The following is a 13,171-nucleotide window of genomic DNA, read 5'->3' as shown; positions in this document are numbered from 1 at the left end:
GCGGACATACCGTGGTCCACCAGGAGGTGCTTCGGCTGACCGCACGAGTTCGCGGCGACGGAGTCATCATCGAAGAGCAGCTGGAGCTTCCCCGCGGCCTGCAGGGCGAGACCTCCATTGTGGTGAATCTGCGAGTTGCGCCGCTGGGGGATGAGTACATTCTGGTGTTGGCCGATGACCGCACCGAGGTCAGCCGCACCGAGGCAGTGCGCAATGACTTCGTCGCAAACGTCTCCCATGAGTTGAAAACCCCGGTCGGCGCCATCAGCCTGCTGGCTGAGACTATTGAGGGCGCGGCCGATGATGATGAGGCTGTCCGACGCTTCTCCAAGCGTCTCCACAAAGAGTCCAATCGGCTGGCCGTGCTGGTCCAGGACATCATCGAACTCTCCCGGGTTCAGGGGAAGAACGTGGTCCACGCCGGTGTCCCCGTGGATCTCAGCATGGTGATCGCTGAAGCGGTGGACCGCTCCAGACTCCCGGCGGAAGTGAAGACCATCGACCTGCGAGTGGGCGGAGAGCTGCCGCGGCGGGTCCACGGAGATCCAGACCAACTGACAATGGCATTCCGCAACCTCATTGACAACGCGGTGCGCTACTCACCTGAGTACACCAGGGTGGGGATTGGCCTGTCCTCTCGGGACGGAATAGCCCAGGTGACCATCACTGATCAGGGCATCGGCATCGCCCCGGAGAACCAGGAGCGGATCTTCGAACGGTTCTATCGGGTAGACGCTGCGCGTTCGCGGTCCACCGGTGGCACCGGACTGGGCTTGAGCATCGTCAAGCATGTCGTCAGCAACCATGGCGGGGAGGTCGCCCTGTGGTCGCAGCCGGGCCGCGGGTCCACGTTCACTGTCCGGCTGCCCGAACTTGAAGAGGGTCTCGATGACCTTAGCGGTCTGGGGTACGAGGATTTCACGGACGACGACGCCGCCCTCAGCCCCAAAGAGAACGTCACTGACCATGTGCCACGGATCGAGAAGAAACCACGTTCGGCCTCCGAGCCGGATTCCATACAAGAGGAGACACCTTGACCAGGATTCTCATCGTCGAAGACGAGCCCTCGTTTTCTGAGGCGCTGTCCTACACCCTCCAGAAGGAGGGCTACGACGTTGTTGTTGCCGAAGACGGCAACGAAGCAGTCGACGTTTTCGACAAAGAGGGTGCCGATTTGGTCCTGCTGGACCTGATGCTCCCCGGCCAGCCTGGCACTGAGGTGTGCCGGCAGATTAGGTTGCGCTCAGCAGTACCGGTGATCATGCTCACCGCGAAAGACTCAGAGATCGACAAAGTGGTGGGATTGGAGCTTGGCGCTGACGACTATGTGACCAAGCCGTACTCGTCCCGCGAACTGCTGGCCCGGGTGCGCGCCGTGCTCCGCCGCCACGTGGATACGGAGTTCGACGACTCATCCACGATTGTGGCCGGCCCGGTCCGGATGGATATAGAGCGGCACAGTGTCGAGGTAGCCGGGCGCAGTGTGAACCTTCCGCTGAAAGAGTTCGAACTCTTGGAGATCCTCATCCGCAATGCCGGCCGGGTGCTCACCCGGGGTCAGATCATTGACCGGGTCTGGGGCAGCGACTACGTCGGAGATACCAAAACCCTTGATGTGCATGTGAAGCGGCTGCGGTCCAAGGTGGAAACGGACCCCGCCAACCCCCGTCTGCTGGTCACCGTTCGTGGCCTCGGCTATAAGTTCGACGACTGAGGCTCCGGAACAGTCTGGGCATCGGGCTAGACTGGCCCATGGTCCAGTTCGGAGATGTATAAGGAGAGACGATGACCAGTTCAGAAGGCTTCCACCCGATCAGGCGGGCGCTCATCTCCGTATTCGACAAGACGGGTCTTGCGGAGCTCGCCGCTGGTCTGCACCAGGCCGGAGTTGAGATTGTGTCCACTGGGTCCACCGCGGCGCGGATCACGCAGGCGGGCATTCCGGTCACCGCAGTGGAGCAGGTTACCGACTTCCCGGAGATGCTCGACGGCCGAGTCAAGACCCTGCATCCGCGCATCCACGGCGGCATTCTGGCTGACCGGGACAATCCGGAGCACGTGAAAACCCTGGAAGATCAAGGCATTGCCGCGTTCGATCTGGTGGTCGTCAACCTCTACCCCTTTGCCGAAACCGTGGCCTCCGGTGCGGCTGAGCAGGAGATTATCGAAAAGATTGACATCGGCGGTCCATCGATGGTCCGCGCCGCGGCCAAGAACCACTCCTCCGTCGCAATCGTGGTCGACCCGCTGCGCTACCGCGAGACCGTCTCCGCCGCTCAAGGCGAAGGGTTCAGTCTGGTGGCACGGAAGCGGTTGGCCGCACTTGCCTTCGCCCATACCGCGAGCTATGACACCGCAGTCGCCCGCTGGACCGCAGCAGAGTTCGCTGATGATGTGGACACCGCAGACATTCCCGCGCCGGCAACGCTGAGCGAGGGCAGGAAAGTGGAGTTCCCGCGGTTCGCGGGGCTGGCGCTGGACCGCGTCCAGACTCTGCGCTACGGAGAGAACTCCCATCAGCCGGCAGCACTGTACGCCGAACACAACGGCACCCCGGGTCTGGCCCAGGCCAGCGTGCTGCACGGCAAAGAGATGAGCTACAACAACTACGTCGATGCAGACGCCGCAGTACGCACCGCATATGACTTCGACGGCCCTGCTGTGGCCATCATCAAACATGCCAACCCCTGTGGGGCGGCAGCTGCGGCCACAATTGCTGAGGCGCACCGAGCGGCGCACGCCTGTGACCCGCTCTCCGCATTCGGTGGCGTCATCGCCGCCAACCGCGAGGTCAGCGCGGAGATGGCATCAGCCATTGCAGACATCTTCACCGAGGTCGTCGTCGCCCCTGCCTTCGAGTCGGAGGCACTGGACATCCTCAAACGCAAGAAGAACGTTCGGCTGATCCAACTCAGCCCAGAGCACAGCCGTGACCCCGTCGAGTACAAGCAGATCTCCGGCGGCATGCTGCTGCAAGCATCGGACCGTTTCCAAGCCTCCGGGGATGAGCCTTCAGAGTGGAGGCTTGCCGCCGGACCCGCAGCGGAAGGGGCCCAGCTTCAGGATCTTGCCTTCGCCTGGCGGGCGGTGCGTTCGGTGAAGTCCAACGCTATTCTCCTGGCCAAGAACCAGGCCACGGTGGGGATCGGCATGGGGCAGGTCAACCGGCTTGACTCCTGCCGCCTCGCAGTCCAACGGGCCAACACCCTGGGCGGAGACGGGGTGGAGCGCGCGCGGGGATCTGTCGCCGCTTCAGATGCGTTCTTCCCCTTTGCCGACGGACTGCAAAGTCTCATCGCGGCCGGAGTCAGCGCAGTTGTTCAGCCCGGCGGGTCCCAGCGCGACGCCGAAGTGGTCGCCGCAGCTGAAGAGGCCGGGCTGACCATGTATCTCACAGGAACCCGACACTTCTATCACTGAGAGTTTAGGTAGGCTACCGAAATGAGCCGATCGAGTAGCTAGCCCCACGGTGCGGAGATGTGAAGTCACGGCACCGACTGGGGCGTTCTGTGACCACAGCAGACCTCAAACCTGACCAAGGGCGGCGTTGCCATGACCGACATGACCGAACAGCTGGATGACCTTGCGGACCTGATTCGTGATGAGCGTCTGACCGATCTGCGGGTAGCTCTCGATGAGCTCAACACCGGCGATATCGTCGACTTTCTGGAACGTCTGGGCGTGAAGGACCGTGCTGTCACGTTCCGCCTGCTTCCCAAGGACACTGCTGTTCATGTCTTCGACCAGCTGGATCAGGCACTCCAGCATGAGATTGTTGAGGGCCTCAAAGACGGCGACGTCGCGCACTTCTTCGAATCCCTCGACCCTGATGACCGTGTGCGGCTCATGGATGAGATGCCGGCCTCAGTGGCCCGGAAGATGCTGCGCCACCTCGACGCCCGGGAACGTTCACTGACCAATATCGTCCTTGGGTACGCCTCCGGGACAATCGGCCGCGCCATGAGCCCGGAGTTCGTGGCCATCCCCGAGCACTGGACCGTGAAACAGGCGATGGAGAAGATCCGTCGAGCTGGAGTTGATGCGGAGACCATCTATACGCTTCCGGTCGTTGACGGACATCGCCTGCTCAAAGGGGTGGTATCGCTGCGCGAGCTGATGTTCAGCGACGAAGACACAGTGGTAGACACCATCATGTCTGAGGCGGATTCAGTCGATGCCGACCATGATGCAGAGGATGCAGCGCGCCGCTGCGCTGACCGTAAGCACCTCGCGGTGCCGGTCACGGATAAGGAACACCGAGTCGTGGGCATCTTCACTGTCGACGACGCGATGGACATTCTGGAACGAGCAGAGACAGAGGACGCCGCCCGTCACGGTGGTGCCGAACCGTTGCACCGGCCGTACCTTTCGACCCCGGTGCTGACTATCATGCGCTCACGAATCGTGTGGCTTCTGGTGCTGGCACTGGGCGCCACGCTGACCGTGCAGGTACTCGACACGTTCGAAGAGACGCTGGAAGCAGTTGTGGTGCTGGCCCTGTTCGTGCCGCTGCTGATCGGCACCGGCGGAAACACCGGCAACCAGGCTGCCACCACGGTGACCCGTGCGCTGGCTTTGGGTGATGTGGCCACCCGCGATGTCTTCCGTGTCCTGTGGCGTGAAGTGCGAGTGGGGATCACGCTAGGTTCTGTACTGGGCGTGCTGGGTTTCCTGCTCGTCAGCTGGCGCTGGGACTGGGACGTGGGCGCTGTCATTGGCCTCACGCTGCTGGCGGTCTGCACTCTCGCAGCATCAGCCGGCGGAATGATGCCCCTCCTGGGCAAGAAGATCGGCGCCGATCCCGCCGTCTTCGCCAATCCCTTCATCTCCACATTCGTAGATGCTACGGGCCTGATCATCTACTTCCTGATCGCCATGGCCGTCCTCGGACTCTGACAAGTTGATAGATTGACCTCATACTGCAAATTCGTTCGACCTCAAGGGAGCTGCCGCTCTATGGCAAAGATCATCTTCACCAATACTGACGAAGCGCCCATGCTGGCTACTTTTTCGTTGAAGCCCATCGTGGAGGCTTTCGCCTCAACTGCGGGCGTGGAGATTGAGACACGCGACATCTCACTGGCGGGGCGCATCATTGCGCAGTTCCCCGACTACGTAGGTGAGGACAAGGCCGAACCGGATGCGCTTGCTGAGCTGGGCCAGCTCGCTAAGACTCCCGAGGCGAACATCATCAAGCTGCCCAATATCTCCGCCTCCACCCCGCAGCTGAAGGCCGCTATCGCAGAGCTTCAGCAGCACGGATACAACCTCCCAGAGTTTCCCGAGTCTCCTGAGAGTGAAGAGGACAAGGACGTCCGCGCCCGCTACGACAAGGTGAAGGGCTCGGCAGTCAACCCTGTGCTGCGCGAAGGTAACTCCGACCGGCGCGCCCCGGCCTCGATCAAGCAGTACGTTCGTTCGAATCCGCACCGCATGGGGGATTGGAGCAGCGAGTCGAAGACCGCTGTGGCCACCATGGGTGAGCATGACTTCGCCGCCAACGAGCAGTCAGTCGTCATCGAGTCCGCCGACGAACTCACCATCCAGCACGTGGCCACCGACGGGACAGTCACGACGCTGAAAGAAGGCTTGGGCGTCCAAGCCGGCGAGGTGGTGGACGCTACCTTCATGTCCGCCAAAGCGCTGGACACGTTCCTCCGCGAGCAGGTCGAACGCGCCAAGAAGGACGATGTGCTCTTCTCCGCCCACCTGAAGGCCACCATGATGAAGGTCTCTGACCCCATCATCTTCGGCCATGTGGTCCGGGCGTTCTTCCCCACCATCTTCGAGAAGTTCGGCGACCAGCTCGCCGAAGCCGGACTCTCAGCAAACGACGGCCTGGCCTCTATCCTCTCCGGGGCCAAGAAGATGGGCGCTGTGGGTGAGGAAATCCAAGCCGAGTACGAGCAGGCCCTCCAAGACGGCCCGAAGATGTCAATGGTTGATGACCGCAAAGGCATCACCAACCTGCACACTCCCTCCGACGTCATCGTGGATGCCTCGATGCCCGCTATGATCCGCAATGGCGGTCAGCTCTGGGGCCCCACCGGCGACACTGATGACACTCTGGCCGTCATCCCGGACTCCTCCTACGCGGGTGTCTACCAGGCCGTCATCGACGACTGCAGGGTCAACGGTGCGTTCGACCCGACAAAGTTGGGCACAGTGCCCAATGTGGGACTGATGGCCCAGAAGGCCGAAGAGTACGGATCTCACGACAAGACCTTTGAGATCTCCGCTGACGGGAAGGTCCAGGTGCTCAACTCGGCCGGCGATGTGCTCCTCGAACACGAGGTGGAGGCCGGTGACATCTGGCGCGCCTGCCAGACCAAAGATGCCCCCATCGCCGACTGGGTCAAACTTGCCGTCAACCGCGCACGGGAAACCGGATGGCCCGCAGTCTTCTGGTTGGACGAGAACCGCGCCCATGACGCCAACCTCATAGCCAAGGTCAAGACCTACCTGGCGGATCACGACACTGAGGGGCTGACCCTCGACATCCTCAACCCAGTGGACGCCACAAAATACTCTGTGGACCGGATACGCCGCGGAGAGAACACCATCAGCGTCACCGGCAATGTGCTGCGGGACTACCTGACCGATCTCTTCCCCATCCTGGAGTTGGGAACATCTGCCAAGATGCTCTCCATCGTGCCGCTGATGGCCGGGGGCGGCCTGTTCGAAACAGGAGCCGGCGGCTCCGCCCCCAAGCACGTCCAGCAGCTCACGGAGGAGAACTACCTGCGCTGGGACTCCCTGGGCGAATTCTTCGCAATAGTTCCGTCGCTGGAGAAGTACGCCGAGCAGGCCGACGCCCCGCGAGCCAAAGTCCTGGCAGCCGCCCTTGATCGGGCAACCGCGACTTTCCTCATGGAAAACCGCAGCCCGGGCCGAAGCCTAGGCACCATCGACAACCGCGGCAGCCACTTCTACCTGGCCCAGTACTGGGCCCAGGAACTCGCTGAGCAGAACGACGACGCCGACCTGGCGTCGCTGTTCAAGCCCGTGGCGACGGCGCTGGTGGAGCAGGAAGACACCATTCTTGAGGAGCTCAAGGAAGTCCAGGGAAGCCCCGCCGATATCGGTGGCTACTACCGGCCTGATGAGCAGAAGGCGTTCCGCGTTATGCGCCCCTCCGCAACCCTGAACAAGATCGTCGACGACCTGGTCAACTGACCGAGCCGGTTCGGCTGGGAACGGAGGAGCTCTTGGCTCATGTGATCACCGTTGCGGGGAACACGCCCACGCTGGGGCAGCGAGTGTTTCTCGCCCCCACCGCCTCCATCACCGGCGAGGTCGTGATGGAGGATGACTCCAGCGCGTTCTACGGGGTTTCGGTCCGTGGTGACCGGTCCCGGATCGTCATCGGCGAAAAGACAAACCTTCAAGACAACGTCTCCGTGCACTCAGACTCCGATGCCCCATGCATCCTTGGTGCGAGCGTCTCAGTGGGGCATGGGGCGGTAGTTCACGGATGCACCGTGGGCCATGGAGCGCTCATCGGCATGAACGCCACCGTATTGTCCTACTCCACGATCGGAGAGCAGTCGCTCATCGCGGCCGGCTCGGTAGTCCTCGAAGGCACCGACGTTCCGCCCCGGTCCCTTGTGGCGGGGATCCCGGCGAAAGTCCGGCGCGAACTGTCAGATGAAGAAGTTGCCGGACTGCAGGAGAACGCTGAAGTCTACCTCGCGCTGAAGGACCAACACCTCGAGGCCCTGATAAGCAGCAACGGTGAGACCTCCAGCTGATATCCAGGTGACGCTCACTTTTCCTTGCAAGGTCTCCCATAGTGTGCTCTAGACGCGACGGAGTACTCAACACCGGAGATGAGGGTTAGCACGCGTGACCACATACGGATTTCACGCCTCCCAGGAGCAGATTGCACCTTCGCAGCTGCTGCGGGACGTCCAGCATGCTGAAGCGGCGGGTTTCGACGCTGCGATGAGTTCAGATCATTTCTTTCCCTGGTCTGAGCGCCAGGGCCACTCGGGATTCACTTTTTCCTGGCTGGGAGCTGCGTTGGCATCAACGAGCTTCCCGATCGGGTCCGTCTGCGCACCGGGTCAGCGGTACCACCCCGCGATCGCTGCACAGGCCACGGCCACACTCGGAGAGATGTTCCCCAACCGCTACTGGGTAGCCCTCGGAGCTGGTCAAGCCATGAACGAACACATCACCGGAGACAAGTGGCTGAGGCTTTCTGAACGCAGGAGCAGACTGGAAGAGTCCGTTGACATCATCAGGCGGCTGCATGCCGGCGAATGGGTCACTGACCGCAGCGGCATAGTAGAGGTCGAAGATGCCTACCTCTTCGATCGGCCCGCAACCCCGATTCCTCTCTACGCAACCTGCATCACGCCAGCCTCCGCCCGGCGCGCCGCCCAGTGGGCCGACGGGATTGTGACGCTCAACCAACCTGGCGGGGTCCAGTACGAGACGCTCAGCGCTTATCGTGACGCTGGCGGGCAGGGACCCGCGATGCTGCAGGTCCACCTCAGCTGGGCCCCCACAGACAGAGCGGCGCAGGACATGGCCTTCGATCAATGGCGGACCAATGTCTTCGGCTCTCCGCTGGACCAAGACCTTCCCACGCCGGAGCACTTCGACGCAGCGGCTGCGGAAGTCAGTCTCGACACAGTCCTGGAGGCGGTATGGACGTCGTCGTCGCTCACCGCCCATACCGAATGGATTGCCGAAGCGAGTGAAAGCTTCGACTCCGTCTACCTACACCACGTGGGGCAGGACCAAAAACCTTGGTTGGATGCCGCTGGGGAGCATATCCTCCCGGTACTGGCCCGCGACACACCCCGAACAGGAGCCTGATGCGCGTCACCGAAACCGCCGATCTCTGGTACAACAATGCCGTCTTCTACTGCATCGACGTTGAAACCTACCTAGACTCCACCGGCAACGGCACCGGCGACCTTCACGGCATCACCCAGCGGATCGACTATCTGGCAGAGATCGGCGTCACCTGTCTGTGGCTCATGCCCTTCTATCCGTCCCCGCGGCGCGACAACGGATACGACATCTCCGATATGTACGGGGTTGATTCTCGATACGGAGACCACGGTGATTTCGTCGAGCTCGTCAGAGTGGCCCACGACCGAGGCCTGCGGGTGATTGTTGATCTCGTCATCAACCACACCTCCGACCAGCATCCGTGGTTCAAAGCTGCGAGGCGCTCCATAGACAACCCCTACCGGGACTACTACGTCTGGCGCAGCGAGGACCCCGGTGACACCAGCGACCAGGCCATGTTCCCAGATGAGGAGGACGGGATCTGGACGCTGGATGACAAGACCGATCAGTGGTACCTCCACCACTTCCTGCACACACAACCGGACCTCAACACTGCGAATCCGCAAGTGCGTGACGAGATCGCCAAACTCATGGGCTTCTGGCTGCAGTTGGGTGTGGATGGGTTTCGGGTGGATGCTGTGCCGTTTGCCATCAACCAGCGGACGCTGCTCGGAGTCGGTGAGCATGAGTTCGAAGAACCGCACGACTATCTGCGGGCGCTGCGAGGATTTCTTCAGCGCCGCGCCTCGGGCCAGGGGTCGGCAATCCTGCTGGGTGAAGTGAACCTGCCCCACGAGGACCAGATGGCCTTCTTCGGTGGAGAGAATGGTGACCAGCTCACCATGCAGTTCGACTTCTTCACCAACCAGAGGTTGTTCCTGGCTTTGGCCCGGCGCGATTCTGCTCCCTTGGCGGAGGCCCTTCGCTCCCGACCCGCCGGCATGCGCGTGGAGTCCCAGTACGCCAACTTTCTGCGTAACCACGACGAACTGACCCTGGATCTGCTCGAACAGGAAGAGCAGGAGGAGGTCTTGGACGCGTTCGCTCCGCAGGAGCACATGCGATTCGCCGGCAGGGGCCTGCGCCGCCGCCTCCCTGGGATGTTCAACGGAGACCCGCGCCGGCTGAAGATGGCATACTCACTGCTGTTCACCCTGCCCGGAACCCCTGTGATGTTCTACGGAGAAGAAATCGGGATGGGGGAGAACCTGGATGTGCCAGGCCGCGAAGCCGTACGAACCCCCATGCAATGGACTTCGGGCAAGAACGCAGGCTTCTCCACCGCGAAGCCTTCCCAGCTGAGCCGCGCCGTGACTGAAGGGCCATTCGGTCCAGAGCACGTCAATGCCGCTCAAGCCCGGAGAGATGACGACTCGCTGTTGCACCACATCGCGCAACTGGCCAAACGCTACCGCGAATGCCCCGAACTTGGATGGGGTGACGCCACCATCATTGATACTGATGTTCCTCAGGTGCTGGTGCATATGACCACATGGGAAAAGCGGTCTATGGTGCTGCTGCACAATCTGGGTTCGGAGCCGATCACAGTACCGTTCACACTCGAGAGCGTGGAACCAGGGACGGTCCTGGTGGACCTGCTCAGCGAGGAGACCTGTGAACTCGACTCCGAGCGGTCCAGCCGAATGCCCGTAGACGGATACGGATACCGCTGGCTGCGAGTCGCAGCTGAAGGTGATTATCGTCTCCTCTGATAATGCTCTGCGTGTCAGTGTGCCGATGCTACGGATTCAGTGTCTCCGGCCTACCCTGGTAAACAGCATTCCTGCTTCGCATCCTCGGTGAACACCAAGGGCCCATCCAGGCAGAACGAATATTCTCGCGAACACTTACCTGCAGAGGAGGACCGTGCAACGCATTTCCGTCGTATTCACTGCACTCACGGCCCTAGGCCTGGCTGCTTGCAGCAACCCTTTTGATGCGCGTGACGCAGAAGATCCGGGCTCAGACCTACAGGACACTGATGCCATGGAGGCTGAGGTCCCCGCATTCGGCGATATCCGCGACGATATGTTCTCCGCAATGCTCGCGGCAGAATCCGTGACCATCGACGGTGAGGTTGAAGCTGGTGAGGCTGACCTCGATGAGCTCTTCGACGGCCTCGACGACGACACCACAGGTTCGCTGTCGATCTCAGGTGCCCTGGATGGCAGCGAATCAGAGATGAGCTTCTCCGCAGGGGGATCGAGCTTCACCCAGCGCGCAGTCGACGGACAAGAATACTTCCGGGGCGAGGACTTTGCGGCACTGTTGGTCAGCGAACTTGATGATGAAGTCGCTGACCTGGTGGAGGAAGACTTCGTAGAGGAGACCATCTCTGACAGTTGGGTGCTGTTCGAAGACTCGGCAGGGTCGGTCTTCTCTGCAGAAGAGTTCATCACCACCTGGCAGAATGAACTGACAGGCGAGGACGTAGACGCCATGGCCGCCCACGCTGAGGAACGCGACGGCGAGACTGTATGGGTCTATACCGCAGATGGTGGGGAGAGTGAGTTTGTCGTCACGGCAGAGGACGGACCATACCTGCTGGAGATCACCGACGAAGACTCCCACTACGAATTCACCGAATGGAACGCTTCCGGACCTCCGGAGGCTCCCGAGAACGTCATCACTCTGGATGAGATCTTCGAGGCCATAGCCGAACAACAGGGCTGGGACCCGGACGCACTTGAAAACGAAGAGAGCGATGACGGCGGCGCCGAGGAACCCGACGCCTGATCCGCTGCAGTCACTTTAGGAGGAACAATGTCGAAGCACGCTCTATACAAAACGACCGGTATTTTCGGTGTGGCGGTACTGGCGCTGACTGCTTGCGGCCCCGAAGATGAGGGTGCCCAAGAAGACGTGGATCACGGCGGCCAGGAAGATGTGGATCCAGATGGTGCTGAGGACCAGGGAGACACCCCCGGCGAAATCGCCGATGAAGACGGGGATGAGCCCGACCCGGATGAGGACGAGGACGCCGAAGCCGGCGACGCACCCGATCTGGCCGATATCGAAGACAGCGTCTGGGAAGCTTCAAGCTCCCAAGAATCGGTCACCATCACCTCTGAAGTCCCGGCGTCAATGTTGGGAATGGATGAGGTGACTCATCAGGACGAGATCGACGATCTCACCGAAGACGACGAGGAAGCGTCCGAGGGAGAGGCCGAGGAGGTTGCTGAGGAGGAGGAAACTCTCCAGGTGGTGGTCGCTGGAGACATGACCGGGGACGGGTCAGTCTGGCAGCTTGAAGACCTGGTGGATTACCTGCTGTATGACGGCGGGGACTCCATCTACCAGACCGTGGATTCGTTCATTGAGGAGTACCGAGAGTTTCAGCCGGATGAGGCTGCCGGTCCTGACCCCGAAGATCTTCGGGAAGCCCTGGAGCCTGAGGGTTCCTGGGTAGATGTCACCACCACACTGGGCGGACAGATCGAAACACCTCAGCAGTACGTAGAGAACTTCCGGACAGAGATGTTGGCTTCGGCTGGGATGGATTCCCTGGCCGAATCGGGGATCACTGGTGAGACCGATACACGTGATGGTGAGGATGTCTGGGTATACCGCGAGGAGATGGAGGACGAATTCATAGAGTTCGTCATCACCGCTGATGAGGATGAGCCACTTCTCTCGGAGATCTCCATGGATTCTGAAGGTGCAGAGATCTCCATCAGTTTCACCGAGTGGAACGAATCCGACGACGTAGCTGAGGATGAGCCCGCGGAGGATGAAATCATCACCGAAGATGAGCTCGAGTCCATCGCGCAGGGCTTGATGTAGTCACCTCCAAGATCCCTCTGAAAAAGGCCGCCTCAGATTCTGTGAGGCGGCCTTTTTCTGTCTCAGAGAGTCTAATTGTGAGTTATTCATATGTAGGGCAAAATGAAGGCTATGACAACCACGTTCAATTGGTCGCAGGCGCTTCGGGAACGTGGCCTGCGCGTCACTCGCCAACGTTTGGCTGTGCTTGAGGTTGTCGCTGAGCATCCGCACCAGTCCGCTGAGGCAATCCATGCTCAGGTAGCGCGAGTGCTTCCTGTCATTACCGTGCAGTCGGTGTACACCGTGCTGCACGACTTAGCGTCTCATCGGCTTTTGCGCCGATTCGACCCACCCGGCTCCGCCGCTCGCTACGAAACCCGCACCGAGGATAACCATCACCACGCCGTCTGTACCGAATGCGGACGGATCGAAGATGTCGACTGCGTGCACGGCGAAGCGCCATGTCTCGAACCGCCCGCCTCCCTCAGTATGCAGATCAGCGTGGCCGATGTGGTCTTTCGGGGCGTCTGTGAAGAATGCGCAGCCAGGATGGCAAAAGAGCCTTCGGCCCCTTAAGTGACGAGGACACGGCCGATCCCAC

The 13,171-nt window shown here is 61.1% G+C and carries 11 protein-coding genes; all 11 read left to right on the top strand.

What is annotated here, in order from left to right; translation table 11 throughout:
- A partial coding sequence (locus FH975_RS04840) for a sensor histidine kinase (RefSeq protein ID WP_235928457.1) occupies positions 1 to 1,037 on the top strand: 1,037 nt, incomplete at its 5' end.
- Entirely contained in the window at positions 1,034 to 1,714 is a 681-nt protein-coding gene (locus FH975_RS04835; protein ID WP_162320316.1) for a response regulator transcription factor, read from the top strand. The genes FH975_RS04840 and FH975_RS04835, both read left to right, overlap by 4 nt.
- 71 nt (positions 1,715 to 1,785) lie before the next feature.
- Positions 1,786 to 3,420: a bifunctional phosphoribosylaminoimidazolecarboxamide formyltransferase/IMP cyclohydrolase gene (gene purH, locus FH975_RS04830; protein WP_162320315.1), complete on the top strand. Its 1,635-nt coding sequence runs from the start codon at positions 1,786 to 1,788 to the stop codon at positions 3,418 to 3,420.
- Between the two features lie 141 nt (positions 3,421 to 3,561).
- On the top strand, positions 3,562 to 4,896 hold the full coding sequence (gene mgtE, locus FH975_RS04825) for a magnesium transporter (RefSeq protein WP_162320622.1): 1,335 nt from the start codon (positions 3,562 to 3,564) through the stop codon (positions 4,894 to 4,896).
- 60 nt (positions 4,897 to 4,956) lie between these two features.
- Positions 4,957 to 7,176: an NADP-dependent isocitrate dehydrogenase gene (locus FH975_RS04820; RefSeq protein ID WP_162320314.1), complete on the top strand. Its 2,220-nt coding sequence runs from the start codon at positions 4,957 to 4,959 to the stop codon at positions 7,174 to 7,176.
- A gap of 32 nt (positions 7,177 to 7,208) precedes the next feature.
- A complete protein-coding gene (locus FH975_RS04815) occupies positions 7,209 to 7,751 on the top strand; it encodes a gamma carbonic anhydrase family protein (RefSeq protein WP_162320313.1) in 543 nt (180 codons plus the stop codon).
- 94 nt (positions 7,752 to 7,845) lie between these two features.
- Positions 7,846 to 8,826, top strand: a complete 981-nt coding sequence (locus FH975_RS04810; RefSeq protein WP_162320312.1) for a TIGR03885 family FMN-dependent LLM class oxidoreductase — start codon at positions 7,846 to 7,848, stop codon at positions 8,824 to 8,826.
- Positions 8,826 to 10,517: an alpha-amylase family protein gene (locus tag FH975_RS04805; RefSeq protein WP_162320311.1), complete on the top strand. Its 1,692-nt coding sequence runs from the start codon at positions 8,826 to 8,828 to the stop codon at positions 10,515 to 10,517. Before FH975_RS04810 ends, FH975_RS04805 begins: the two co-directional genes overlap by 1 nt.
- Positions 10,518 to 10,671: 154 nt before the next feature.
- Complete coding sequence (locus FH975_RS04800; protein WP_162320310.1) at positions 10,672 to 11,541, top strand: hypothetical protein; 870 nt, start codon at positions 10,672 to 10,674, stop codon at positions 11,539 to 11,541.
- Between the two features lie 27 nt (positions 11,542 to 11,568).
- Entirely contained in the window at positions 11,569 to 12,588 is a 1,020-nt protein-coding gene (locus FH975_RS04795) for a hypothetical protein (RefSeq protein ID WP_162320309.1), read from the top strand.
- Positions 12,589 to 12,699: 111 nt separating this feature from the next.
- Positions 12,700 to 13,146: a Fur family transcriptional regulator gene (locus FH975_RS04790; RefSeq protein WP_162320308.1), complete on the top strand. Its 447-nt coding sequence runs from the start codon at positions 12,700 to 12,702 to the stop codon at positions 13,144 to 13,146.
- The last annotated feature ends 25 nt before the right edge of the window (positions 13,147 to 13,171 follow it).

It is taken from the genome of Nesterenkonia haasae, from assembly GCF_010119385.1.
Lineage (GTDB): Bacteria > Actinomycetota > Actinomycetes > Actinomycetales > Micrococcaceae > Nesterenkonia > Nesterenkonia haasae.
This window is presented reverse-complemented; position numbering and strand designations above follow the sequence as displayed.